Source organism: Cyclobacterium sp., from assembly GCF_014762705.1.
GTDB lineage: Bacteria > Bacteroidota > Bacteroidia > Cytophagales > Cyclobacteriaceae > Cyclobacterium.
Map to the genome: position 1 here is coordinate 26,212 of NZ_JABURL010000044.1, position 26,598 is coordinate 52,809.

The following is a 26,598-nucleotide window of genomic DNA, read 5'->3' on the forward strand; positions in this document are numbered from 1 at the left end:
TATGAATCCACTACACGAATTATTGGAAAGAAAGGCGTACATGAGGCAAACGGGCCTCATGTACCTTTTGGTAATCGTTTTGGCTGGCTTCAGTCAGGGGTACATCCGGAGTAGTCTGATCGTTCCGGATGATGCGGTGGCCACCTCCCTGAATATCTCGGGCGAGGAAGACTTGTTTCGCCTGGGATTGGGACTCGATCTGATCGCTTTTTTGTTGGATGCGATCATTTCGATCTTGTTATTCAAGCTGTTTCGTGCCTACGGGCAGACGGTGGCGCTGACGGTAATGGTGTTGCGGCTACTGGCTCATCCGGCGATAGGTAGCTTGAATCTGCTCAATCATTACCTGGCCTTACAGACCGCTCTGGCACCGGATTTCCTCGCTGGATTTGACGGACCGCAGCTTCAATCGATGAGCCTGCTCTTTATGGAGGCGCACCGAATAGGCTATCTGATAGCCGGGGTATTTTTTGGCCTCCATTGTCTGCTATTAGGGCTCCTGCTGTACCGCTCTCCAGTACCAGGCTGGTTGGGGATCTTAATGATCATGGCCGGGATAGGCTACGAAATGGAGGCCTTTGGCGATTTCCTGTTTCCCGGTAATGAAGCATGGCTGGCGGTGCTGGTGGGAGTGACGGCTGTTCTGGGGGAGGTTACACTCACCGCCTATTTGTTGATAAAAGGATTTCTTATAAGTAAATTGAATGCGAATGATGTCAAATAAACGAAATATGGCCCTTCTTTCCGGGCTGGCTTTAATAGCCATGGCCCTGCTCGCGGGCTTTGCCTATGGACATGTGTACAGCGGGCTGGTCGATCCCAACAATCCCGAAGAAACCTACCGCAACCTGCAGTCTTCGGGTAGGTTGTTCAGTTATGGGATCGCAGCATGGGGAGCGATTGCGGTGTTGGACCTGATGGTAGCAGGCAGTTTACACGGATTCCTGAAGGAAGTCCATCCCCGCCTCTCGGCAATCACAGCATTGATCAGGATAATTTATGCATTCCTATTGTTAGCGGCAGTGGCCCATTTGCTGGAGACAAGTGCATTGGTGGAAGCTTCTGCAGGTGCTACTGAAGTGCTGCTCTCCCTGCAGCGATTTGAGTCGGTATGGTCCCAGGGATTGATCCTGTTTGGATTTCACCTATTGGGGCTGGGCTACCTGGCCATCAAAGCACAGTACGTGCCCTCCTTTTTTGGTGGACTCCTGCTGGTGGCGGGTGTTTGTTACACCGGTATCCACCTGGCCAGAATAGCCTTCCCAGGCTTTACGCAGCCCATTGCGGTGATTGAAATGGTAGCGAGCGTACCCATGGCCCTTGCCGAGATCGGATTCGCGCTTTGGCTGCTTTTCCGGGCTGGACGGCAGCACTTTTCTCAACCAATTGCTGCCCTCTCATGAAACTGGTCAAAAAAATAAGCCGGGTAGCCGGCGGCCTGCTCTTGGTGATTTTATTGGTTGTTTTTGCCACGATGTATCAGGAGCAACGCAGCCTTTTTTATCTGAAAATTTCGGAGCAACTTGACTGGCAGCAGCGCGATTACCTGATCAAAAACGTCCAAGTCGTACCCATGACGGTCGATACGGTGCTTATCAATCAACGGGTGTTGGTCAGGGATGGTAAAATTGCCGGGATCGCTCCCGATCTGGAGGCGCACGGAATCCCGGTAATCGACGGAAAAGGTGGCTACCTGATGCCCGGGCTGACGGACATGCACGTGCACGTCTGGGATTCCCAGGAGTTGGGCCTGTACCTGACCAATGGGGTGACCACGGTGCGCAACCTATGGGGACAACCCATGCACCTGCGCATGAAGGAATCCATCCAAAAGGGCGAGTTGCTGGGGCCGGACTTCTATACCTCCGGACCCAAGCTCACCGGGCCCGATTACGTGGGAGACGATAACCTGCAGCTTCTTTCTGCAGCCCAGGCCCGGGAGAAAGTGGCAAGCTACAAAGCGCGGGGCTACGATTTTATCAAGACCTACAACGGGCTGACGCCGGAGCTTTTCCAGGCCATTTTGGAGGAGTGCAGGATACAAGATATGGACATCGCCGCCCATCCCTCGGCTGCCCTTCCCTATGCGGCACACCTGCGGGAGGAGATTGTCAGCGTAGAACATACCGAAGACATCGTGCAGCAGGCCCTGAACTACCAATTGGATACCGCCGGTCTGGACCGGGTAGTGGTGGACTACGCTTCCTTTCCCTCGGCCGCACACTGTCCTACTCTGGTAGTCTATTACAATATTTATCGCCTGCTGACTGAAGAGCGGATACTGGACGCCCCCGAACTGGATTTCATGAATCCACTGATCCGGATGGTGGACAGCGAGGCCCAGTACCAGCGCTGGACAGCGGCGGCAAAAGGAGATTCCCTGCTGGCAGGCAAGATCCTGGCGCAGCACCGCTTTCACCTGCTTGCGGTTCGCAAATTGCAGGAGGCAGGCGTTAACCTAGTCACCGGTACCGATGCCGGCATCGGCATCACTCCGGCCGGTGTCTCGATGCATCAGGAACTGGCCTTTTACCGGGAAGCCGGCCTGAGCGTTTTTGAGGCACTACAAACCGCCACCGTCAATCCGGCAAAAACCCACGACTTTCTGGCCAATACCGGCACGGTGGAGGTGGGCAAAACGGCTAACCTGGTGTTGGTGAAAGACAATCCGCTGAAAGATCTTGACACGCTTCGGGAACCGCTAGGAGTCTGGATAGGCGGGCGCTACATTTCCCGGGAGCAGTTGGAGGCGTTTACGGATCATGCACGGGAGCGGAAAAATTTGCTGCCCTCGGCCCTGCGTTACGCGGAATATTTGCTGCGTGAGCGCTGAGCCAGCTGGTTTCTTTGCTTTGGCGATGCAGTGACCTACTTGAAAGCTAATCCTGAATCCTGTTCGGAACCGGTCGTTCTAATGTGATGAAATCCGTTTGCGTAGAAGAATAGATTGGTCATTCGAAGCCCGTTTTCAGGCAATCGACCCTATTCTGACAAAAAAAGCCACAGTAGGCTATGGTATTGCTTCGACTCGCGAACCAAATTGTCGCAGCAGGGTTAGATTGATAATCCATAGCAGCAATGATTAAAACCGAAAATTTCAAAAAAGTGGAGGTTTCTTCTCCGGAGGAACTCCGATCCTGGCTGATGCAGCATCACGGCCAGCAGGAGAGCGTCTGGCTGGTGACCTGGAAGAAAAGCCAGCCGCAACGGTATGTTTCCAGAGAGGAACTGCTCGATGAGCTGCTTTGTTTTGGTTGGATCGACGGCATCCGGCGCAAGCTGGACGCGCAACGGACCATGCAATTGATCGCCAGAAGAAAGGTGGAACATTGGGCAGGAAGCTACAAAGAGCGGGCCGCAAAACTAATTGCGGCAGGTAAAATGCAGGAATCGGGACTTATAGCCATAGAAACGTCCAAAGCAAGTGGACTATGGGACTTTATGGATGAGGTAGATCAATTGATTGTTCCTCTGGACCTGTCCGAAGCCCTGGCAAACTACCATGGGGCCACCGCCTTTTTTGAAGCCATCAATCCCTCCAGCAAGCGCTTTGTATTGAGATGGCTCAAACTGGCCCGAACCGAAAAAACCAGGCAAAAAAGAATCTCCCGACTTGCCCAGCTGGCTGCCAGGGGCGAAAAACTGCCGGGAAGTTGATAGCCAATCTGCCTTTCAGCAGGAAGTGTATAGGCACTGACTGTTTTTACTTTTTGAATCTAGCCCAATAGGATTGTCCGGTAAGTCCTCCATTGGGCAATTGGTATTTTTGCTGTATATTGAATGCGGGGAAAAATGGTTGGCCTTTACTCCTGAAGTGCTGGTGCCTGACTGTGTTTGGCGCAAAGGAAAACTCCCGGTCCATTCCGGGCAGATAAAGGGGCTTTGCCAGAGCGGTATGCCAACAGCCGGGCATTGCCCGTACCTTCTCCTTCTTTTTTACCGATTCAAAATCAAACTACCTATGAGAGCCATTGCCCTTGCCTTCTTCCTGCCCCTGTTTTGGGCCTGCGAATCCAACCCTACCGAAGGGATCTCCCTTCCCGGCCTGCAGGAACCCGTAGAGATCGTCCGTGACCCATGGGGTGTGAACCACATCTATGCCAACAACCAGCACGATTTGTTTTTTGCGCAGGGCTATGCTGCTGCCAAAGACCGCCTTTTTCAATTTGAGATCTGGAGGCGGCAGGCCACCGGCACGGTAGCCGAGATCCTGGGACCCGCCGAATTGCAGCGGGACATCGGTACCCGGCTGTTTCGGTTCCGGGGAGACATGCAGGAGGAGATGAATCATTACCACCCCGAAGGAGAAGCCATCATCATGGCCTATACGGAGGGCGTCAATGCCTATATTGAGGAAATCCGGTCCATGCCCGAAGAACTTCCCCCGCCTTTCCGGATGCTCGGCATCCTGCCGGAAAAATGGACACCCGAGGTGGTGATATCCCGGCACCAGGGGCTGCTGGGGAACATAGAAGAGGAACTGGACCTGGGTAGGGCCGTGGCACGCCTGGGTGAAGCGCAGGTCAAAGACCTGAAGTGGTTTCATCCCAAAGACCCGGAGATTGCCCTGGATCCGCAGATTGAGCCGGAATTGTTGTTTGCCGATATTCTGGCCCTGTACAAGGCCTACCGAACCCCCCTTTCCTTCCGGCCTGAGGATATCCTGCCCGAATACCGCAATCCGGAGATGGGCAGCGCAGAGGAAACTGCGGGCCTTGCGGAGGAGGCGCCTTTTTCCCTGGGCAGCAACAATTGGGTGGTGGACGGTTCGCGTACCGCCAGCGGGCATCCCTACATGGCCAACGATCCGCATCGGACCATCGCCGTTCCCTCGCTGCGCTATATGGTGCATCTGAATGCCCCCGGATGGGATGTAATCGGGGGAGGAGAACCCGAGATCCCCGGCATTTCCATAGGCCATAACGGCTACGGGGCCTGGGGACTCACCGTGTTCCGGACGGATGGGGAAGACCTGTACGTGTACGAGCTGAATCCGGAGAATCCCAACCAATACCGCTACGATGGGGCCTGGGAAGACATGGAGATCCTTACCGAGACCATCCCGGTAAAGGGCCAGGAGGATCAGGAAGTTAGCCTGCGCTACACCCGTCACGGACCGGTGACCTATGTGGATTCTTTGCACCATAGGGCCTATGCGGTACGCTGTGCCTGGCTGGAACCCGGAGGAGCTCCCTACCTGGCTTCCCTGCGCATGGACCAGGCAAAAAGCTGGGAGGAATTTCGGGAGGCCTGTGCCTACAGCCATATTCCCGGGGAGAACATGGTCTGGGCAGACGAGGATGGTACCATTGGCTGGCAGGCCGTGGGCATTGCGCCCATTCGGCGGAATTTCAGCGGCCTGGTGCCCGTGCCCGGAGACGGGCGCTACGAGTGGGAGGGTTACCTGCCCATCCCGCAGAAGCCCCATACCGTCAATCCCCCGGAGGGCTACTTTGCTACCGCCAATCAAAACGTGACGCCTGCCGACTATACCCATTGGGAGGCGATCGGCTTTTCCTGGTCGGATCCTTTTCGCGGCGACCGGGTGGAGGAAGTACTGGAAGCGAAGAATGCCGTTACCATGGAAGACATGAAAGCCCTGCAGGTAGACTACCTCAGCATTCCCGCCCGGGAGCTGGTGCCCTGTTTGCTGGACCTTCCCCTTTCCGGCAAGGCGGCAGCCGACCGGGACCGGCTGCGGGGCTGGGACCATAGGCTGGACCCGAACTCCATTCCGGCCGCCATCTACGTGGCATTTGAAAATGCGCTGCTGCGGCTGGCTAGCGAACGCCTGGTGCCGGAGGCTGGAAGAGAGGCCATCGGCCAGATCCAGCTGAAGAAAATCCTGGACTGGATCGCTGCACCGGACGAACGCTTTGGCCCGGATCCCGAGGCCGGCAGGGACCGCCTGCTGGCAGAGGCCTTTGCGCAGGGCTTGGCCGATCTGGAAGAAAATCTGGGAGATAACCGGGAAAACTGGCAGTACGGGCAGGAGCGCTTCAAGCATGTGTACCTGGTCCACAGCCTCGGAGCAATTAGCAATGAGCAGGTAAAGGCCCAACTGAACCTGGGACCTTTGCCGCGGGGCGGCAATGCCTACACCCCCGGTTCCACGGGGGGCAACAAGCGGCAAAGTTCGGGTGCTTCTTTTCGGATCATTGTGAACACGGGAGCCTGGGACGCCACCCAGGCCAGCAATGCCCCCGGTCAGTCCGGCGATCCCGCAAGTCCTTTTTACGCCAATTTATTCGAATCCTGGGCCAAAGACGAGTATTTTCCGCTGTACTATTCCCGGGAAAAAATCGATTCCGTGGCGGTGGAAAGAACGCTTCTGGGGCCGAAGAGGTGATTGGTTGGGTGCGTGGATTAAGAATGGTCCTTTTTGATGCCTTTTGCTGGTCTTTGTGTCCGTACCTCACAAAATCTAAACGGACTGCTGGTTTTTCTCCTCCGGATTTCTTAATTTGACAATGAATGACCGGGAGAAATGGATTTGTTATAGTGCATATGCACGCAACTCATCTCCAAAATAGAGCTATATACGGATGTTGGCGGAAATAAAAATAGCTACAGAAATGGAAGCTTTAAATAAATATAAGGAAACTAGGGAAAAACTTTTTAATCAAGCCGGCATCTCGCCAAAATCAAATTTTGCAACTGTCAATGACAGCGACGTTAAAAAAGTCCACTACCTTGAACTTGGAAGTGGAAAGCCTCTTATCTTGATCCATGGTGGCCTCAGTCATTCCTCGGAGTGGTTTCCAATGTTGAAACAATTGTCCAACCATTTTCACTTGTTTGTAGTAGATCGACCGGGTCATGGTCTAACAGACCCTATTAATTACACAAACATTGACTATGAAAAAAGTTCAATTAATTTTATACACTCCTTTATGGACAGTGTCGGATTACAAAAGGCATCTTTACTTGGTAATTCAATGGGAGGTTATTTTGCAATTTGTTTTGGGATGTCATATCCAGAACGTGTTGATAAGCTCCTATTGATTGGAGCTCCTGCTGGAATGAATCGATGGGTTCCTCTTATGCTTAGACTGTTGGGCACAAAGGGAATCAATAAATTACTTGCCAAAACTTTCGCAAAACCGAGTATTTCCAATTTAAAAATGGTTCATAGACAAATCCTTGTAGCAAGTATCAATCAATTGCCTGAAGTTTATTTTGAAAACTGTTATCATCACATGCTTCTTCCCGAAGTAATGGTGGCCCACAGAACAATGTTAGAAAATGTTTTAACTATCAGAGGGTGGAAAGCGAAATATTACCTAACCGACCGTTTGAATCAATTAGAAATACCAGCACACTTCATTTGGGGAGACCAAGATGCTTTCGAAAAGTATGATACTGGACTTCAAAAGGCAAAAAAAATAAAGGCCTATACATTTAAAGTAGTAGAAAATGCCGGTCATTGCCCCTGGCTCGATCGACCTGGTGAATGTTCTTCACTGATAATTGGTAAAATGTATGAATAGACTTCTGCCAGCAAGGTGTATGTCGTTCATGTCGGCTAAACGCCGCCACGCACGATACCCAAACCGTTAGGAACAATTTGGACAGATTGACAGCAGAAATGAGAAGAGAAATTTACAATATACTTCCAATCGCCATGATTCCAACCTTTAAATTTTGGATTTTAACTTTGACTTTACCTTTGATTCTCACCAATCAGATTATTGGTCAATCAGCAAAAAATGTTTGGTTTGTACAGGCCGGCGCAGAAGGTGGTGGAAGAAGTGTTCATCACCCTTTTGGGACTTCGATCGAAATCGAGACCTATACAAAACCCGGAGACATTATTTTGATTTTACCTTCCGAAAAACCTCTTTCTGGAGGTCTCATACTAAAAGAGGGACAGGAGCTTATTGGAATAGCACAACCAGGTAGCCGAAATCCTGTAATCACCAATATTGATTCTTCCCGAATGAGTGGTATTGGCATTATATTGGCCAAGGACAGCCACATAAGAAATATTAACATCGAAAATACATACTCAAGCGGAGTATATGGTAAGAATGTAACGGGGGCGTGGATCGACCAAGTCACCATATCAAAAGCAAACCAATCCCTAACAAATACAGATTTTGAATTACCCATCTACGGTAGGCTGCCACACGGGGGGATCGTTTTAATCAAAACCAACAATGACAATCCTGACAAAAATCGCATAACATCCACAAGTATTATAGATCCTGCTGGCGTGAGTATAGGATTTTATTCATCAGCCGCGTCAGAACATTTGTTGAGTATCCAGGATTGTCAAGTATTGGGTGGATCACCGGTGGCACCTCCGTTCGATTGTAGCATTCTATCCGCCAGTATCGGCGAAGGGACACAGTCTACGTTGGAGCTAATGGGTTCCAAGGTTAGTGGCCGAATGAGTAGAGGAGGCCGCAATTTGATAGTCCTGGGTTCTTCTAAAGCCAGGTCAAAGGCCCGTTTGTTTAGAAGTACATCAGGCGAGGTGGGTCAAGATGGAGTGCTTGGTGCGGTTTGGATGAGCCCTGCCCAGGTATCCATCGATATCGAGGAATGTACACTTGAAAAGGCGATGACTAATATTGAAGGAACAATAATGAATTTTCCCTCCTCAGACTCGACAAAGGAGCATGAGTCGCTTGTATCCATTAATGTCAATGAAAGTCTCGTTCATGATGCTAGGATCACCCAAAATTATGGCGATGAAACGGTAAGAAGTGGTAATATTATAATGGGTTCTTCACCATTTACTGAGAGACCTCTACCATTGGGTAAGTATAAGCTGTCAGTTTCAAACAGCAGAATTGAAAACGGAAGGGGTTTCGGACTCTATATTGGTTTGTTGAGTGAGGAGCGCCGCAGTAGTCCGGAACGTGCGGACTTCGAGGTATGGATGCGGAACAATGTCATCAAGAATAACGGAGAAGCCGAATTAATACTATCTGCCCTAAATGCAGATATCGACGCAAGACAAAATTGCTGGAACACATCAAATGGAATCACAAACGATCGAATGATTCTTGGCGATGGCTCAACCTATTCACAAGTAAACGCCTCCGATCCTATTCCATGTAATGATAAATGATAATATTTGATTTCTATAATACTAATATCTCTACCTCAGCTATCTCATATCAACAATATAAAAAGATATCGTCAAACAGAAACGATGAAATTTATGCCTAGCACCAGCTATGCGATAATGGTTCCATTCGGCCCCATTAGGCATAAACAAACAGTTGTAGCATATTGAACTAAAATCAATTAATTAACTCAAATACCTTTTAAATGACTAAAATTCAAACGATTGATACTCCAGAAAACTGGAGTGCAGCAAGTCAAGGCTATGCCAGGAGAGTAGCCCCCTACATGATGGAAACCTATGCTGAAGAATTTGTTAATCGGCTTGATGTTCAAAATCATCACGAAGCACTAGAGGTTGCCTGTGGTTCAGGGGCATTAACCACAGAACTGGCAAAGCACGCTAAGTCTGTCTAAGCTACTGATTTTTCTGAAAAGATGCTTGAATTTGCTAAAGAGAAAGTTGACAACGCTGATCTGCCAAATGTTACTTTTCAGACGATGGATGGAATGGATCTACAGGTTGGTGATAACACCATGGATCGTGCAGCGTGTAGTTTTGGGCTGATGTTATTCCCTGACCGGCATAAAGGATTTACAGAACTGGGTAGGGTACTTCGTCCGGGAGGAAAAGCAATGGTAAGCGGCTGGGCCGGACCTGATAAGTTTGAAGGTTTTGCCATTTTTTTGAATGCTATTCAGAGAGCATTTCCTGACTTTCCCAATCCTGACAGTCCCCCCACCTGTATTCTCCTTAGCAGATTTAGAAAATTTCAAACAGCAGGTGGAAGCCGCGAGGTTTAAGAATGTCTCAACCGATTACGTGACAAGAAAGTTATGCATCGATAGTTTTGATGAAATCTGGGCTATGCTAACAACAGGCGCTCCACCAGTTAAAATGCTTTTTCAAAAGGTTGGTAGTGATGGTATAAATAAAGTGAGAGATGCCCTGGCTGAGATAGTAAATGAAAAGTATGGAAAGGGAACTATCACACTCAGAAATACTGCAACCGTGGGAGTCGGCTCTGTAAAATAGCTTCAACGTTAAAATTAAAACATGCTACAACACTTTATAAGCACCATTAAAATGGGTGCTTATACTTAACATTGCTGCTGCCAGCCCCAACTGAACCAAACGAAAACAAATGACGGCAGCCGTTAATCAAAATCCGGAACAACGAGCGCAGGATACCATCGATGCGATGTTGGTGCAGGCAGGCTTGGAGAGTTTCACGGAAGTGATGGGAACGATTACTGGTAAACCATCCGCGTAAAAATGTGCAAAGATGAGCAGGGAGTATTTAGCGTTCGTAGAAGGTAGATTCGGAATGGGCTTTGTTCCCAGGCTCCTTTCCGTCATTTTTGGCCTTATTTCCGGCTTTTCGGTGTTTTATTTTTTGTATTTTTTCGGAGCATACGGTATACAGCAAGGACTGTCTTATTCCGGTCATACCCATCTTTTTCGAAGCATCAGTTTTGGTTTGTTGACCTTTGTGTACCTGACCGCTTTTGAAGGCTGGATTCAACCAAAATTGACGCTTACCCGACCTCTCCATTTCCTTCTCTGGTACCTGAGTTTGGTGGTAGTGGGAAGCCATCTTATTTTTCTTTTATTTAATTTCTTCTGGAATTGGCAGGAATGGACCCTGCGATCCTATGGACTGATCATGAAGGAGTTTCCTTTAATGATGGTCCTGCCGGTTTTCTTTTATTTGGTACTTAAGCGGATTGCCATTCCCCAAACGCCAACGATCCCTTTCCTCACTTTTCAATCGGAAAACGGGAAAGATCGGTTGCGACTGAAGCTTCGGTACTTTCTCTATGCCAACTCCTCGGAAAACTACATTACCATTGCTTACATCTCAGACGGACAGGCCAAACAACACCTTATTCGCAAACCGCTGAAAGCCCTGGAACAAGAGCTGAGCGCTTACCCGGAAATCGTACGTACGCATCGAAGTTACTTGGTCAATCGCCGAAACATACAGGCCGTGAAGCAAGTCAAAGGAAAACTTTTTCTGGAGGTCCATGGGACCGCTGTACCCGTATCCAAACCCTATCGGCAACAGTTTCTCGAGGACTGATTTTTATTCGTCACAAATAGGCGCTTTTTATCCCAAAACAGCCCTTCCCCTCGCCAAATCAGGTTTTCAGCGTGCATCTTTACCGAAAAGGAAATTCAATGAAATCGACATGATTAAAATCATCAGTAGACACACAGGGCAATGATTATTTTAATCGTCAAAGATCCTCCCGATTTAGTATCGGGACAAGCTATCTGGCCTATTAAAAATAAATTATAAACAGATGAAAAAGCTATTCCACCTAATTTGTGTATCCGGGATTGCGGTGCTAATCGGCTGTCAGCCGGAAGGCAAGCGTTCGCTGCATGGCGGAATCCCTACCGCTTCCCAACAACTTGACTCACTTTTTCAAAGTCATTTTGAGCAGGACCTCTTTCATGGAGGCGTGGTCATCACGCAATATGGGGAGAGGATCTATGAGAGCTATTGGGGTCTGGCCGATCGGAGTTGGGGCATTCCTTTCGACAAAGAGGTAAAACTTGATATCGCTTCGGTAAATAAATCGATGATTGCAGCTCTGGCCTTAAAAGCAGTGGAAGAAGAGCGGCTAAAGCTTGATGATCGCATTGCGTCCTTGCTTTCCGGCTTTTCCTACCAGGGTGAATTTCATGCGGACATCACCTTGCACCACCTGCTGACGCATACTGCCGGTTTAGCCGATTATGACGGCGTAGCGGAAGCCTTGAGGCAGGATAATTTCCTGAAATTTAAACGCTCGCGATTTACCGATGCCGCCTACGTTGACTTCATCAGTCTGCTCGCACCGATCGGCGAACCGGGAGAACAATTTCATTACAGCAATTTCGCCTACCACCTGCTGGCAATCATCCTGGCCGATACCTATTCCAAACCGTTTGCAGAGCTGCTCAAAGAAAAACTCACCGAGCCTTTAGGCCTGAGACACACGGTGTCAGAGGGGCTCAACGAACGCCTGATCCCTCAACTGGCCCAAGCGTATACCCACCAAGCGTCCACCGGGGAATGGCTGGAAAACCCGTTCATCGACCTGAGCCTGAGCAGGAGGATATTCTCTACCGCTGCTGATCTGAGCCGTTGGGCGCAGGTGATGGACAACCCCGGTTGGCTGAAAGCGGCATCGTTGGAATTGATACAGCAAAACCATCTGTCCGGCATCAGTAAAGATGTCAGCTATGGCTACGGCTGGGTCATATTTGATAAAGAAAACAAAAGCAAGATGGGTGATTTAGGCATCGATACGCCCTACATCATTCACGGAGGCAGCACGGACGGCTACAAAGCGTTGCTTATCAATATCAACCAGGGTGCGTACGTGATCAGCTTTTTAAGCAATGTAGGAAACCGGACGAACGAAATGCAACTCGCTCAAAAAATTACCGAAATCTTAATGAAAAAACCATGAAGAAAGAATTGAAAAGCCTGGCAATACTAACCTTAATCCTTGTTTCATTTACCGCTTCCGCTCAACGGGAACGGATGCTGGGTCTCTGGTCGGTCGAAAAAGTAACGGTTGGTGAGGAAAACATGACCCCGGTGGCAAAATGGACCAGAATCAACGCGGATGGCACCTATCAAGTCGGAAATGGCTGGCTGCAAAACGGAAGTGGGCGGTGGAAGTATGAGGTAGAAAACAATCGTTACACGGCCACCGATCCCTTAGATATAGCGGACGAATTCGGAGGTTTTTCCGTATCGTTTCATGGAACAAACATGCGCTGGCAACGGGCGGAGGAAGGTATGCAAGTTGAGGTATCTTTAGTGCCTGTTGAAGAGCTGCCCCGGTCGCCTGCCGACTACTTGAAAGGCATTTGGGATTTGGTGGAAATCACCGAAAATGAAACATCCATTTTAGGGGATTTCGATCCGGAGAATAAACACAAACTGTTCATCCGCTGGGACCGGATCTATATCAATTTTACGCCGGAGGGAAACAGATGGACCGGGTATTGGCATATTCACGGGCATAAACCAGAAGTCACCCTGCTCCCTGACCAGGAAAATGGAACGGTCGAAAGCTGGCGGATAACGGTCAATGAAAAAGAACTCCGGATGAAGGGGATCTCCGATAGCAACCAAACCATAGAGCGACACTATGTGAGACGGAATACCTTTTAGCGCAAACGAAACAGGTGTCGGGACATGGAATTCAAGCCATGTATCCCTCGGGGAATCCATTCAATTTAGCCAGTAATCAGAGCCGGGAAGGCCCGTCGTCTGCCTTTCCTTCTACACTCTTCCGGGTTGGCGGGCAGTAGCTGGTAGCGTTCCTTTTGTTGAGGCAGTTTTTGATTCATTAATTTCGGATTACCCTCTTTTTTTGGTTCGGATATGTAATTCCGAACCTATTGCTGAAATTGCGAACTTCCGGATAGCTTTTATTCTTCATCTTTGAAGTGTTATCATCAAATCCCATCAAACATGACATCGAAGCTATCCCCTGGAGCAAATTGCAGAAGCGCACAAATATGTGGAACAGGGTCACAAGAGAGGGAATGTGGTCCTTGCTGTAGCCTAAGTCGAACCCGTCCTGAGTAGGCTTTATCAGGATGGATCATCACCTATCAGAAGATTATGGAAAAGAAAGAAACAAAATACCTTGGAGTGGGAATCGCTATGGGAACGGCCATTGGCGCGGCCATAGGAATCGCCATGGGCAACCTTGCGATTGGCATTTCTCTGGGAATCGCCATTGGTGCTGCACTAGGATATTCCATGCACCAAAAAGACAGCGATTCAGCCTAAGGTATTAACCCAAAGGTCCGCCGGTGTGAATTACTGGCAAAAATTGAATGGAAAATGCCAACCTGTAGATCCGGCTGTGGAACCTGATAAAAACAAAGAAGCGTCTCAACTTACCGAATCATGAAAAAGAAATATACCAGGCAAGTACTGAGAGTAGTCCTGATCCTTGGATCAATCGCCTCCCTCTTTTTTGTTCCCTGGCTGTTGGTGAAAGCCTGGATCCTTCCCCTGCATGATACTATTCAGGAACAGTTGGAGGAGGCAATCGCTCATGGGTTTGACGGGATGATCGTCTATATCGACCAGGGGGGCAAGACACCGCAGCAGTATGCTGCTGGCTGGCACAACCGGGAATCCGAAACACCGGCCAAAGCCGATGCGCTGTTTAAGATTGCAAGTATCAGCAAGCTATATGATGCGGTAGCCGTCACAAAATTGGTAAGTGACGGACGGCTTTCTCTTGATAAAACTTTAGTGGAGTACCTGCCGGAACTTGAAGGAAAAATCCAGCATGCAGATAAAATCACGTTAAGGTTGATGATTCAGCATAGAAGCGGGATTCCCAATTTTACAGATGCACCTGGTTTCTGGGCTTCTCCCACCGAATCCTACGAAGAAAGCCTTGCATTGATACTGGGAAAACCGGCCAACTTCGAACCCGGTGAAGACTATGAATACTGCAACACCAATTACCTGTTGATCAACAAGATCATGGATGATGTGCTGGGGTATGACAACTTTGAGTTTATCCGGGAGGAAATTTTAAATCCCCTGAAGCTCAGGAATACCTACCCATCGCTGAAAGCCGTGAATATAGCCGATGTAATGAGTGGCTACCATGTGGGATATGCTCCTGATCTCAAGACAAATGACCACGGCATGCACGCCACTGCAGCGGATGTAGGTGTTTTTTTGAGGGCCTTGAACGAGGGATCATTGTTTAAACCCGGAGAACAGGAAATATATGCTTCCATTTACGAGTACGAACATGGAGGCTGGGTTCCGGGCTACCAGAGTTTTGCAGCATATCATAAGGATATAGATACCGTTATTATTGCATTCTACAGCACAACTGACCCTAAGCTTTACAATTGGAACCTGTCAGAAATAATCAACAATAGAATGGCGCAAATAATCAGAAAGAATCAATAGCCATAACACCGCTATTATCCACGGCCTCTGTAGGTGGGCGGGGACCTCATCTACACCAAGGTAAAGACCACCGGAACACACTAAAGGGCTTAAGGCGGAGTACGTAAATTCAAAATAAATTAAAAAATGAAAAGTTACATCTTATTATGTTTGGCATTGGTAATGATTGGTTCCTGTAGCCGTTCATTGACATCTGATATCTCCCGGCAACCAACGCTTGCCGATTACCGGCTCGGTGAAAAATGGGTTTGGAAATACAAGGGCATCACCACAGAGGGAGAAGTCCGCTCGGATGGCGAAGATACCAGAGAAATAGTCAATGTGGATGGCGTTTTAGGCATGACCGTAGGAAATGATACCATTCCTGTTACTGAAATAGTCAGGCCCGATGATAGCGATACTCCTAAATACGACTGGCCTTTGGAAGTGGGTAAAAAGTGGAAATATGAAAACAACTGGACCAGCCAGGATGGAACAACGGGAAGCCAAAGTCAGGAGGCAGAGGTATTGAGTTACCAGGAAGAAACGGTAGCGGCGGGAACATTCATGGCATACACCATTAAATATACCGGAAGAACCACCAATTCCAGAGGGTACAATTCCCATGAAGAGGAGGTTTGGTTATATGCCCCTGCTGTTAAAAATTTCATTAAACTGACCCAAAATCAGGGTGATTTTTTTTACGTGGAGGAATTGATCGAATACACAATCCCTGAGTAATGGAATCGATCAGAAATTCAACCTATATTTCGTCACACAACTATCTATTAATCATCATCAACTAAACACCTACTATCCCGCGACCTACAACTACCTGGTTGGGAATGTAGGATATGGTTTTCAAATCAAACTCTTTGAAGGTGTTTACCTCGGTACCAATGTTAAAATGGGTGCTTTCACCTACAATAGAAACTCCGAAAACCCCTATGAAGGGTTTTATTCAGCAGATTTTTTGATGAAACCGGATTCATTTTGGACTTTCAATTTCACCTTAGTTATTTTTTGTAAACCACCCCTCACGACAAAAAGACTACCAAACTCGCATGACTATGACCTCTCGAAAAACCTGTGTTTTTAGAATAGTGCTCGTAGTTGGAGGCGCCATTTCCTTGTTCCCTGCCTGTTGCTGACTTTGAAATTGGTTCACAAATAGATATCTTAGGAAAACAGAACGGTTTATTTACATGAGGAGCCGGTCGCAATGCCCGTCCGATGAACGATTCGGTGAGAAACTTGAGCTGTATTTACTCCTGTCTACTCCAGGCAAATCCTTGTAGCAAGTAGATGCTTTTGGTTGGAAACTAATGCATTAAACATGTTAAACATTAAAATTGAACGAATTTCCTGCTTGTTAATTCTATTTTTCTTTACGACCACCGCTTTGTTGAGGGCCCAAAGTGAATCTATAAATGAAGAGAGATTCGTATCCATCGGGGGAATTGAGCAATGGGTTACGATAGTAGGTGATGATAAAAGCAATCCCATTATCTTTTTTCTGCATGGTGGTCCGGGAAGTACATTGAGTCAATTTGATAACCATATGTATGCCGGCTGGGAGAAGGATTTCGTTTTAGTAAATTGGGACCAAAGGGGAGCCGGAAAAACATTTGGCCGCAATGCTCCTTCTGACATAAATGAAGAATTTTTTGCAACGAATCCATTGAAGGTAGAACAGATGACCAAAGACGGGGTCGAGCTTACAAGGTATATTCTTGATTACCTTAATCAACAAAAACTAATACTGGTGGGCACTTCCTGGGGTTCTATTCTTGGCATGAAGATGATTTTAGATAGCCCTGAGATTTTTGATGCCTACCTGGGCCACGCTCAGGTAGTGAATTTTTCCAGAAATATCGACTATGCTTATAATAAGGTTCATGAGTTGGCTATTGAATCTGAGGATAGTACCTCATTGGATATGCTTGAAGAACTAGGTGGGCCACCTTATGATGATGCCAGAAGTTACGGCCAATTGTTGCGAATAGTAAAAAAATATGAGAGAGATCGTTCTATTCCTGCTCCTGACGCATGGTGGGAAATAGCAGCTCAATATGACAATGAGAATGATAGGAAAGCAAGAAATGATGGGGATGACTACTCCTTTATCAATTTTGTCGGACATGCCAAACTTGGGATAGAATCGATGGTTTCAGGGATTGATTTCGACAAGGATGGTTTGGTAATTGAAATACCTGTCTATCTAATACAGGGAGAGCAAGACATATTGACCCCAAAAGAGCTCACCAAACCTTATTTTGACAAAATACAGGCCCCAAAAAAGGAATATTTTTTAGTGCCTGATGCAGCACATGGGCACAATCAATCGATCGTTGACAAACAACTTGCAGTAATCAATCAGATCTTATCGCAAAAGTAAAATACCATCGACAAAATCCAATCACAAAGTGTTTAACGAAGACGGATGATATGACACCTTTATTCAAAAAGCTAAACTATAAGGGGCAGGAGCAAATCCTGGTGGTCAGTGCGCCCGAATCATTTACAAAAGAACTGGATGCACTGGCCCAATCTACTGATGTGACCATTTACAATGATTCCGCTAAGCCTGAGGCGGTAACATTTGCCATTTGTTTTGTTATGACCCAAGCGGAAATCGATCGCTTTATTTCCGATGTTGAAAGAAAGCTGCCGGGAGATGTGGTCATCTGGATATGTTATCCCAAAGCCAGTTCAAAGCAGTACAAATGTGATTTTAACCGGGACACGGGTTTTGGGATCCTTGGTGATTACGGGCTTGAGGCGGTCAGGCAGGTTGCCATTGACGAGGACTGGAGTGCCTTGCGGTTCCGGAAAGTGGAATATATCAAAAATATTACGCGAAGGGAGAGCTTTGCATTGACCAAAGAAGCAAAGCGCCGAACGAATAAGAAGGGCGAATGAAATTTAAGGTAAGTTTAATTTGGTGATATGGTATACAGGAAGTCACAAACCGGCTGGATAGTAATAACGATCTTTGGATCGGTCAGCATCTTTCTCTTCCTCGCCTTTGTGAATCAATGGGGAAGTAAGCCACTACCTTTTACCCCATTCCTGGTCCTGGAGCTGTTTTTCGTGACGCTTGGATTATTGTTTTATAAACTAACCGTTGAACTCAGTGAATCGACGCTCCGGCTGACCTATGGAATTGGCCTGATCAGAATTACATTTGAAATGGACAAACTGTTGGGAACAGAGATTATCGGAACCCCATGGTACTACGGACTGGGAATCCGGATAACGCCAAAAGGCATGCTGTACAATATACAGGGTTCGAAGGCAGTCAAGATCGATTATATGCGTAAGGACAAAAAAAAGTCGGTTATGATTGGAACACCGGAACCCGGGCGACTGAAACAAGCACTGGAAGACAACTTGAGAAAAAGGATTGTCTCCCGATCACAATCAGGCAGGTACCAACCTTTCCCTTTGGAAGTTATCCAACGAACCTCATCTTACCTCTTCCCTTGGTAAATATGCGGTGCTTTGTATCCACTTTACTTTGCTATATGCTCCCTTTTCCGAATGCGATACTTTCCGTATCGGTCGTGCGCTCCGGCGCATTGTAGTTTTACGAAAGCCATGCAGGAACTGGTTCAATAAAATAAAAAAATAAACCGATATTGCAGCCGAATACATAAACCGACGCAAATGAATTGGATACTATTGGTGATTGCTGGCCTATTTGAGGTCGCTTTTGCTGCCTGCCTCGGCAAAGCGAAAGCAGCATCCGGCCTAGAGGCTACCTACTGGTACCTGGGATTTTTGATTTGCCTTGGCATCAGTATGCTGCTGTTGGTAAAGGTGACCCAACAGCTACCGATCGGAACGGCCTATGCGGTATGGACCGGCATTGGGGCTGTAGGGACGGTACTGATTGGAATTGTGATTTTTAAGGAACCGGCTACCTTCTGGCGCCTGTTTTTTATCAGCACATTGATCGCCTCCATTATCGGACTAAAAGTGGTTTCGCACTGACCTGATCCGGAGAGGTATTGGCAATAGGGAATCGCCAACAGGGTAGTGTCGAAGGGATATTGTTGCCGGAGGTTTAGCTGGTTTTGCGTTCATGCAGTCATCCGGAAAAAGGAAAAAGCAAATGAATGAACTGGAGCTATTGATAACATTGCATAAAAACTCCGATCGGCTGGGGCCGGGCAGTGAGGCGGATACGCTGAAAGCGCTGGAGTTCATCCCCCTGCCACAGGATCGGAAATTAAAGGTAGCAGACCTGGGATGCGGTACTGGTGCACAGACGATTACCCTGGCCAGGAACCTAAGTGGGCAAATCACAGCCGTTGACCTGTTTCCCGCTTTCCTGGATGAGTTGACAAAAAAATCAAAGCATCTGGGACTAACCAACCAGATCAATACCCTTTGTACATCCATGGATGAACTGCCTTTCGGGAATGGAGAATTTGACCTGATTTGGTCCGAAGGGGCCATTTACAATATAGGTTTTGAAAGCGGTATAAAGCACTGGAAGAATTTCCTGAAAACCGGGGGTTATTTGGCCCTGAGTGAAATCACCTGGATCAGTCCTGTCCGGCCAAAAGAAATTGAGGATTATTGGCATCAGGTCTACCCGGAAATCGCTACCGCATCCGATAAAATCAGGATATTGGAGCGCAATGGTTTTTCACCGGTAGCCTACTTTTATCTTTCGCCGGAAAGCTGGACGAATCATTATTATAAGCCTCTGGAAAAGCGGTTTGCAGCTTTTCTGGATCAGCTCGCGCATTCTGAACTTGCCAAAAAAGTGGTTGAAGATACGAAAATGGAAATGGAATGGTATCAAAAATACAAGGACCATTACAGTTATGGGTTTTATATTGCAAAGAAAATATAGGGAAAGAAATGTCAGGTTAAGTCTTCTAAAATCAGTGCGAAAGGAGCGTTGGTTTGAAATTAAAAAAAAATTGCCGAGTAATTTAGTCCCGCCTTCGTCCTGTTGCAACACGAAGCCCTGCTGGCATGATTCGGCTTTGAAGCTTTCTGATCCATCATCTAAAACGAGATAGCTGTGAACATAAAAATTATTTTTGCGCTCTTTTTATTGCACGTTTCTACTGGTTTTTCTCAGGAGCCTGGTCTTAATGCTAAATTCGAACGCCTGGCCGCATCTTATCAAAAAGTTTATGGCTTCTCAGGCACCATTTTGTTTGTCTCTGATAACCAAAAGACATTTGAGAAAAGCTATGGTATGGCCAATAGAAGTTTCAACCAAAAAAATCATCCCAATACCCGCTTTTCGATCAACTCTATTTCCAAAATTTTTACCACTGTGGCTGTGCTGCAGTTGGCTGAGGAAAATAAAATCGGGCTGCAGGCACCAATTTCAGCATACCTGAACGATCTGGAGGCAGATTGGGCAGACCGCGTCACCGTGCACCACTTACTGAGCCATACCTCCGGACTACCCAGGGAATCGGGCGTACAGCCGGAGGATGAACTGACTTTTACTGAGCAGCTAGGGCTGGTGGGGAAGCAAAATCTGCTCTTTGATCCGGGGGAGCGGTACGAATATTCCAATTCCGGGATCATACTTTTGGGCGCGCTGATCGAACAGGTCAGCAGAATGGACTATGGAGCATATATCGATGCCCGCATTATCCGGCCGCTGCACCTGGACAACACGGGGTACTACCGGGGTAGAAACGTGGTGGAACGACAAGCCGAACCCTACCGGCTTTCCGCCAATGGGCTGGAATTTGCCCAAAGGAGCAAGCATTTTGGAGACAATGCAGGTGGTGGCCTGTATTCCAATCCCTCGGATCTTTTTTCCTTCGTTAAAGGCCTGGAAGCGCAGCAGTTGCTGTCAGAGAAGTATACCGAATTGATGTTCCAGCCCCAAATAAAAAGCGGGGAATCCGATTCGGAAGGGTATGGCTGGAGTATCAAATATTTTGGTGAGGAGCAAATTTATTTTGCGGCCGGCAGCGGGTACGGTACCAAGAGCGTGATCATTCGCATGCCGGAGAGTGGTGATTTTATAGGCATCACCTCCAACTGGGGCAACACCCCCATCCTGCAATTGCTGCGGGACCTGTACCTGACAGCGAGAGGGCAGCCTGTTTCCCTGCCTTCAGATGACGGTCTCGCTGATCCAGGGGCCTATACGGACCAGATGGGGCAATATACCTTTGTGAGAGGAGAGCTAAAAAAACACCTGGGCATGGACCGTGAACAGATACGCCTGCATGAATTTGAGGGGCGCCTGTTTTTGGACGATGAGCTCCTGGCGGCGGGTGAAGGCTACCTGCGGCTTACCTACACCGATGAGTTGAAAATCTTTTTCAAAAACCAGCAAATGATCATCGAAATCAACGGCAACACCCTGATTGGAAACAGGACATTAGCCGGTCAGTAGCCGATCTGTACCAGAAAGAACGGTAGGCGCTTCATAGACAATGGTCCACGAATAGGCTAAAAAAGTGTGATCCATTATTGGATATTGGTCTAAATCCGTTGCTTTCAAAATAAATGGTATCAGGAGAGGATGATTTCTATCCGAAATTATTAATTTGAAAACAATAATTGATGCATATCAGACAGGTATTTGGAGTTTGCCTGCCTTTGTGTGTTCTTGTATAGATTTTACCCACAATAGACTCTCATGGCGAAGAAAAATAGTCAGGCAGAATTTGTAAAATGGTTTGAAAAGGTTGAACTGGGAGTAAAACCTCGGACTATTTATAAAGTAAACCTGCACTACTTCAAATCATTCATGGACTAGATGTTTCCTTAGTAAAAAATTATATTCCCATATACCCACCGCACAAACCAAAGTTACGATCCATACTGGCGTTAGCGGTAATGTGAGTTGGCATTCTCGAAAACGAAAAAAATGACTCAATCTGAACTCATAATTTTAAATTTTACAGAAATAAGGAGAAAGAGCATTAAAATTTGGAATGGACTTCCCGAGAGCCATTATCATTGGAGACCTGACGAGAAAGCCATGACTGCCATAGAAATGGTTAGACACGTTTTGGAAGCCGATTATGGCTGGAATATTATCATCAATAATGGGAATATGACAAATTATCAAACGCCCTGGAAAAATCGGCCATTCATTAGTGTTGCTGATGAACTAGAATTTGCTGAACCCTATAGAAATGCGTTTTTAAAAACTGTTGGCCAATTTTCGGATACGGAATTAACCGAAACCGAAATCGTCCACCCGGGAAATGGTGAAAAGAAAATTCTCGGAGCATATTTACTACGGATTGGATATCACGAATCTGTTCACGCAGGCCAGTTCCTTTCGTATTTAAGAACAATGAAAATAGGCTGTCCGGAAATATGGGACTAAAAAATACCAAAACACTCCTGCCACTAAATCAATCCCTTGGCCTCCAATGATTTTTTCAGGGCCGCATGCTTTTCCCAGAACCGATCCTTTATCTGCTGCATCAGGCTCTGAAATTCCGGATGTTCCTTGAGGGGGGATATTAATGGGTCTAGTTCGAAAAACAAAACAATCCAGTATTGGTAATTTTTCTGTTGGGAGAAAATGCGCAATTGCTCAATGGCCTGTTTTGTTTTTCCTTCCTGCGTGTACAATACAGCCATACTGGCACTTTTGTAGATGGATTGGTCCTGCTTGCAATACTGGGCATAAGTATTGTAAAATTCTGGCGCACGTTCAGGGTAGCCCATTTTCTCGTACACCAGCCCAATTTTGATGTCCTCCTATGTATAGATGCCCAGTCCCTGTTTCTCCCTTTCGGCAACAAATTGCTAGTAGTAGACAAAGGCTTTAGCATAGTCTTCCTGGAAATAATACATTTTTGCCACTTCCTGCAGGATGTCCAGCCGGCTGCTATCCTTTTGCCATTCCTGCAAAAGCAGCGTAGTAGTCTGCTTTATGTCCCGGTTTTTGGCGTACAGTATATAGGCATTCAGGAAAGGAGCATATTCGTTGTCCGGGTTGAACGCTATTGATTGGTTGATATACCTGGGGATTGTCGGAGATTATTTTCAATCGGATCGGTAAAATCCTGCGCATGCGGTAAGGACCCTGATGGCAAAAAATTAAGCGATTTGTTTCGAGGGATGGGGATTTCTTCCCATTTTTCAATACCTGCAAGCGGATTTTTATTACATTAAGGGCCTGTTTACGAACGAGCAATGATAGAAACGGTATCCCTTTTCCTTTTTACCGCCCTGACAAGTATAGTGATCCTTTTTCAGCTTGGCTTGGCGGTCGGTTTGCCCTGGGGTGTTGCCTCTATGGGTGGCAAATACCCCGGCATATACCCGCCAAAAATGCGTTTCGTAGCGCTGGTCAATGCCTTGATTTTGTCCGGGATGATGGTCATTGCCTGGGCCAGAGCGGGTCGGGCATTTCCAGAGATCTATTCCTTATCCCTGGTAGGGATATGGGTGATGGTCGTTTTCTTTGGGATTGCTACGCTGATGAATACCATTACGCCCAGTAAAATCGAACGGATCTGGGCACCGGTAGCTTTTTGTCAGTTCGTTACATGCTTGCTTCTGGCATTGAACTGATAGTATCTATGACAAGCAAAAAATGTTGGCTGACTCCTCATCTAATTGAGGTGGAAGTATATCACCAATTCCCTGATTCTTTTAATTTTTATGCTTACCGCTATTATATGATGAATGGAAATGCAGCTTATTGGAAATGCGCCTATCTGATACTGTAAGACTGGACAAAGGGCCGGCCTCCGGGTGTCAGTCCTTCTAATTTTAGACTGCCACTGTATTCCTCCAGAAATTTACCCACCTCTTCAGGATCATTTGCGATTTCATCATTGATCTTTGTAAGGATAAAACCTTCACCCAGGCCCAAATCATTTAAATAGCCTCTGGTTAATCCAGTAATTTTTATTCCGGCATCAATTCCATATCGGTCTCTTTCGATGGCATTAATCTTCTCCAATTTGGCCCCAAGCAAGGGAGAAGTATAAAAGGTACGTTTGATCACCCCTGTACCACCTAATAGATTCTGAAGCGTCAATTCTGATTTTTGGAACTCATTTCCCCTTCGGAATTGTACCGTAATCTTATCTCCCGGATAATAATAAGACAGGGCCTCTTCAAAACTTCCTTTGCCAGAGATGGGATTGCCGTCGATACCAATGATTACGTCATTTACTTTGATGCCCGAATTGGCAGCTGCTCCATCCCGAATCAAACGAGACACGATCACTCCATCCAGAGAATTAAGGTTCATTTGGTCTGCGAGTTCCGGGGTGATCTCCTCTACTTCCAAACCCGGGATGGCTTTCTGTACCTCTCCAAATCGGATAAGGTCATTGGCAATTTTTGCCGCAATATCCACAGGAACCGCAAAACCATAACCGGTATAAGAGCCGGTGCGACTCAAGATAGCCGTATTGATCCCCACCAATTCCCCTTTCACATTCACCAGTGCCCCACCGGAGTTTCCTGGATTGATAGGTGCATCAGTTTGTATAAAGGACTCGAGTGGAAATTCACCACCCATGATATTTATCTGTCTTTCCTTGGCCGAGACAATCCCTGCAGTGACAGTTGAAGTGAGGTTAAATGGATTGCCAACAGCCAGGACCCATTCTCCTATCTGAAGGTTTCTGCTACTGCCAATTTCAATGGCGGGAAGGTTTTCAGCTTCAATTTTCAAAACGGCAATATCCGTATTCGCATCTGCGCCAATCAAACTGGCCTTATATGTCCTTTTTTTATGGATTACCTCAATGGTTTCGGCCCGGTCAATTACGTGGTTATTGGTAATGATGTATCCATCCGCTGAAAAGATCACCCCTGAACCGGTGCTTACCGTTTGTTGGGGAGCTCCCTGTCCAAAGAAGTAATCAAAAATACTATACCTGCGGGAATCTGTCCCGGAAAAATTTTTAATAAATACCACTGAATGGGTACTGTTTTCTGAAGCCACAATAAAGGATTCCGGATCTACTCTGGGATGTGGAGCGGGTTTTTCAAAGGAATCAGGGGTAGTGTTTTCAATATTTGTGGTCTGGAAACCGAAATGCTGGTTGTATTCATCCCCTGTAAGCGGGAAAAATTCCTTTTCTACGGCAAAGGTAAAAAACCATGCACCCAGGATTCCAGCCAAAAAGGATACAATTACTAAAAGAAGGTTTTTTAGCATGACATTAAAGCTTTTTGGTTAATTTACGGTAACCATGAAAGGCCTGCCAATTTTTTAACAAAATTTAGCAAAGACACCATCCGGAATTACTATTGTATCCCTCCTAAATTTATGCCAAAATAAACGACCTCCTAAAAAGTGAAGGAAAAAACGTGAAAAACTGCTTTAACCTTGTAAATTTGTCAGTAGATAAAATATAGGATGTTATATGCATCAACATATTTTTTTTAGCAAGTAAAGCAAATCCATGTCTACAATTAAAAGAGTTGCCATCCTGGGCTCCACTGGCAGTATAGGTACACAAACACTGGAAGTGCTCTGCCAACACCCCGATAAATTTCAGGCTGAGGTACTCACTGCACAAAACAACAAAGACTTACTTATCAAACAGGCACTGGCATTTAAGCCAAACGTGGTGGTCATAGGCAACGAAGATTTATATCAGGAGGTAAAAGAAAGCTTGTCTGCGCATCCAATTAAGGTTTATACCGGACAAAAGGCCCTTGCGGAGGTAGTACAAATGGATACGGTGGATATCGTATTGACTGCTTTGGTGGGATATGCCGGTCTCCTACCCACATTAAAGGCCATCGAGTCCGGAAAACCCATTGCTCTGGCAAATAAAGAAACCATGGTAGTGGCAGGAGACCTGGTCACACAATTGGCCAAAAAGAAAGCGGTTAATATCTTCCCGGTTGATTCTGAGCATTCGGCGATATTCCAATGTTTGGTGGGTGAATTTCACAATCCCATAGAAAAAGTAATCCTTACGGCCTCAGGGGGACCCTTTCGGGGAAAGGACAGGGACTACCTGAGCAGGGTAACCAAAGCCCAGGCACTGAAACACCCCAATTGGGATATGGGAGCGAAAATCACCATTGATTCTGCCTCTATGATGAATAAAGGCCTTGAAGTGATAGAAGCCAAATGGCTTTTTGGATTGGAAATAGACCAGGTTGAGGTCGTCGTACACCCCCAGTCCATCATTCACTCACTGGTCCAATTTGAAGATAGTTCTATAAAAGCACAACTTGGCTTACCGGATATGCGTATTCCTATCCAGTTTGCTTTGTCCTATCCGGACCGGGTGAAATCAAACTTTCCCCGCTTTGATTTCATGGATTATCCAAACCTGCAATTTGAAAAACCTGATATGGAAACCTTTAAAAATTTGGGACTGGCTTTCGCTGCACTCAAAAAAGGAGGGAACGCAGCTTGTACCCTAAATGCTGCCAACGAAATTGTGGTGGCAGCATTTTTGCAGGACAGAATCAAGTTTCTTGAAATGCCAGACCTAATTGAACAGACAATGGAAAAGATTGGTTTTATAAAAAGGCCTGGCCTGGATGATCTAATCCAAACGGACAAAGAAACCAGAATATTAACAGAACAAATCATCAGTAGATTATAAATAATGGATACATTAATAATGGTAGCGCAATTGCTACT

Annotated in this window: 27 protein-coding genes and 1 pseudogene; 26 read left to right on the forward strand and 2 right to left on the reverse strand. The window is 46.7% G+C overall.

Annotated features, from left to right (window positions below; translation table 11 throughout):
* Nucleotide 1 precedes the first annotated feature (1 nt).
* From HUJ21_RS07740 to HUJ21_RS07855, 24 genes and pseudogenes are all read left to right on the forward strand, one after another.
* On the forward strand, nt 2–724 hold the full coding sequence (locus tag HUJ21_RS07740; protein WP_291368473.1) for a DUF4386 domain-containing protein: 723 nt from the start codon (nt 2–4) through the stop codon (nt 722–724).
* Entirely contained in the window at nt 711–1,403 is a 693-nt protein-coding gene (locus tag HUJ21_RS07745; protein WP_291368475.1) for a DUF4386 domain-containing protein, read from the forward strand. The genes HUJ21_RS07740 and HUJ21_RS07745 overlap by 14 nt, the downstream gene beginning before the upstream one ends.
* Nucleotides 1,400–2,833: an amidohydrolase family protein gene (locus HUJ21_RS07750; RefSeq protein ID WP_291368476.1), complete on the forward strand. Its 1,434-nt coding sequence runs from the start codon at nt 1,400–1,402 to the stop codon at nt 2,831–2,833. The genes HUJ21_RS07745 and HUJ21_RS07750 overlap by 4 nt, the downstream gene beginning before the upstream one ends.
* 245 nt (nt 2,834–3,078) lie before the next feature.
* Nucleotides 3,079–3,657: a YdeI/OmpD-associated family protein gene (locus HUJ21_RS07755; RefSeq protein WP_291368478.1), complete on the forward strand. Its 579-nt coding sequence runs from the start codon at nt 3,079–3,081 to the stop codon at nt 3,655–3,657.
* Between the two features lie 73 nt (nt 3,658–3,730).
* On the forward strand, nt 3,731–6,349 hold the full coding sequence (locus HUJ21_RS07760; RefSeq protein ID WP_366483678.1) for a penicillin acylase family protein: 2,619 nt from the start codon (nt 3,731–3,733) through the stop codon (nt 6,347–6,349).
* A gap of 196 nt (nt 6,350–6,545) precedes the next feature.
* Nucleotides 6,546–7,490 carry an alpha/beta hydrolase gene (locus HUJ21_RS07765; RefSeq protein WP_291368480.1) on the forward strand — a complete coding sequence of 315 codons (945 nt, stop codon included), beginning with the start codon at nt 6,546–6,548 and terminating at the stop codon, nt 7,488–7,490.
* 98 nt (nt 7,491–7,588) lie between these two features.
* Nucleotides 7,589–9,079 carry a hypothetical protein gene (locus HUJ21_RS07770; RefSeq protein WP_291368482.1) on the forward strand — a complete coding sequence of 497 codons (1,491 nt, stop codon included), beginning with the start codon at nt 7,589–7,591 and terminating at the stop codon, nt 9,077–9,079.
* 203 nt (nt 9,080–9,282) lie between these two features.
* Nucleotides 9,283–9,492 (forward strand): hypothetical protein, encoded by a 210-nt coding sequence (locus HUJ21_RS07775; RefSeq protein WP_291368484.1) that lies wholly within the window; start codon nt 9,283–9,285, stop codon nt 9,490–9,492.
* Nucleotides 9,493–9,504: 12 nt separating this feature from the next.
* Nucleotides 9,505–9,879, forward strand: a pseudogene (locus HUJ21_RS07780) (class I SAM-dependent methyltransferase); the annotation flags it as partial.
* Between the two features lie 19 nt (nt 9,880–9,898).
* Entirely contained in the window at nt 9,899–10,111 is a 213-nt protein-coding gene (locus HUJ21_RS07785; protein WP_291368486.1) for a hypothetical protein, read from the forward strand.
* Between the two features lie 250 nt (nt 10,112–10,361).
* Nucleotides 10,362–11,159 carry a LytTR family transcriptional regulator DNA-binding domain-containing protein gene (locus HUJ21_RS07790; RefSeq protein ID WP_291368488.1) on the forward strand — a complete coding sequence of 266 codons (798 nt, stop codon included), beginning with the start codon at nt 10,362–10,364 and terminating at the stop codon, nt 11,157–11,159.
* A 223-nt stretch (nt 11,160–11,382) separates the two neighbouring features.
* Nucleotides 11,383–12,540, forward strand: coding sequence for a serine hydrolase domain-containing protein (locus tag HUJ21_RS07795; protein WP_291368490.1), 1,158 nt, complete (start codon nt 11,383–11,385; stop codon nt 12,538–12,540).
* Entirely contained in the window at nt 12,537–13,253 is a 717-nt protein-coding gene (locus tag HUJ21_RS07800) for a hypothetical protein (protein WP_291368492.1), read from the forward strand. The genes HUJ21_RS07795 and HUJ21_RS07800 overlap by 4 nt, the downstream gene beginning before the upstream one ends.
* A 322-nt stretch (nt 13,254–13,575) precedes the next feature.
* Nucleotides 13,576–13,653 (forward strand): hypothetical protein, encoded by a 78-nt coding sequence (locus HUJ21_RS07805; protein WP_291368522.1) that lies wholly within the window; start codon nt 13,576–13,578, stop codon nt 13,651–13,653.
* Between the two features lie 56 nt (nt 13,654–13,709).
* Nucleotides 13,710–13,880 carry a hypothetical protein gene (locus tag HUJ21_RS07810; RefSeq protein WP_291368494.1) on the forward strand — a complete coding sequence of 57 codons (171 nt, stop codon included), beginning with the start codon at nt 13,710–13,712 and terminating at the stop codon, nt 13,878–13,880.
* Between the two features lie 120 nt (nt 13,881–14,000).
* Nucleotides 14,001–15,032: a serine hydrolase domain-containing protein gene (locus HUJ21_RS07815; RefSeq protein ID WP_291368496.1), complete on the forward strand. Its 1,032-nt coding sequence runs from the start codon at nt 14,001–14,003 to the stop codon at nt 15,030–15,032.
* A 126-nt stretch (nt 15,033–15,158) separates the two neighbouring features.
* Nucleotides 15,159–15,752 (forward strand): hypothetical protein, encoded by a 594-nt coding sequence (locus HUJ21_RS07820; protein ID WP_291368498.1) that lies wholly within the window; start codon nt 15,159–15,161, stop codon nt 15,750–15,752.
* 595 nt (nt 15,753–16,347) lie between these two features.
* Nucleotides 16,348–17,409 (forward strand): alpha/beta hydrolase, encoded by a 1,062-nt coding sequence (locus HUJ21_RS07825; protein WP_291368500.1) that lies wholly within the window; start codon nt 16,348–16,350, stop codon nt 17,407–17,409.
* 50 nt (nt 17,410–17,459) lie between these two features.
* Nucleotides 17,460–17,933, forward strand: coding sequence for a hypothetical protein (locus HUJ21_RS07830; protein ID WP_291368502.1), 474 nt, complete (start codon nt 17,460–17,462; stop codon nt 17,931–17,933).
* A gap of 27 nt (nt 17,934–17,960) precedes the next feature.
* On the forward strand, nt 17,961–18,503 hold the full coding sequence (locus HUJ21_RS07835; RefSeq protein WP_291368504.1) for a hypothetical protein: 543 nt from the start codon (nt 17,961–17,963) through the stop codon (nt 18,501–18,503).
* 177 nt (nt 18,504–18,680) lie between these two features.
* On the forward strand, nt 18,681–19,007 hold the full coding sequence (locus HUJ21_RS07840) for a multidrug efflux SMR transporter (RefSeq protein ID WP_291368506.1): 327 nt from the start codon (nt 18,681–18,683) through the stop codon (nt 19,005–19,007).
* A gap of 121 nt (nt 19,008–19,128) precedes the next feature.
* Nucleotides 19,129–19,878, forward strand: coding sequence for a class I SAM-dependent methyltransferase (locus tag HUJ21_RS07845; protein ID WP_291368507.1), 750 nt, complete (start codon nt 19,129–19,131; stop codon nt 19,876–19,878).
* A gap of 174 nt (nt 19,879–20,052) precedes the next feature.
* Nucleotides 20,053–21,399: a serine hydrolase domain-containing protein gene (locus tag HUJ21_RS07850; protein WP_291368509.1), complete on the forward strand. Its 1,347-nt coding sequence runs from the start codon at nt 20,053–20,055 to the stop codon at nt 21,397–21,399.
* A 477-nt stretch (nt 21,400–21,876) separates the two neighbouring features.
* Nucleotides 21,877–22,344: a DinB family protein gene (locus HUJ21_RS07855; RefSeq protein WP_291368511.1), complete on the forward strand. Its 468-nt coding sequence runs from the start codon at nt 21,877–21,879 to the stop codon at nt 22,342–22,344.
* Between the two features lie 23 nt (nt 22,345–22,367).
* On the opposite strand, the gene HUJ21_RS07860 is transcribed toward HUJ21_RS07855, so the two are convergent.
* Entirely contained in the window at nt 22,368–22,703 is a 336-nt protein-coding gene (locus HUJ21_RS07860; RefSeq protein WP_291368513.1) for a hypothetical protein, read from the reverse strand.
* A gap of 459 nt (nt 22,704–23,162) precedes the next feature.
* Here HUJ21_RS07860 and HUJ21_RS07865 point away from each other — a divergent pair, with 459 nt between their 5' ends.
* Nucleotides 23,163–23,543, forward strand: coding sequence for a hypothetical protein (locus tag HUJ21_RS07865; protein ID WP_291368515.1), 381 nt, complete (start codon nt 23,163–23,165; stop codon nt 23,541–23,543).
* A gap of 142 nt (nt 23,544–23,685) precedes the next feature.
* Here HUJ21_RS07865 and HUJ21_RS07870 read toward each other — a convergent pair whose 3' ends face one another.
* Complete coding sequence (locus tag HUJ21_RS07870; protein ID WP_291368517.1) at nt 23,686–25,149, reverse strand: trypsin-like peptidase domain-containing protein; 1,464 nt, start codon at nt 25,147–25,149, stop codon at nt 23,686–23,688.
* A gap of 247 nt (nt 25,150–25,396) precedes the next feature.
* Here HUJ21_RS07870 and HUJ21_RS07875 point away from each other — a divergent pair, with 247 nt between their 5' ends.
* Nucleotides 25,397–26,560, forward strand: a complete 1,164-nt coding sequence (locus HUJ21_RS07875; protein ID WP_291368519.1) for a 1-deoxy-D-xylulose-5-phosphate reductoisomerase — start codon at nt 25,397–25,399, stop codon at nt 26,558–26,560.
* Nucleotides 26,561–26,598 lie beyond the last annotated feature (38 nt).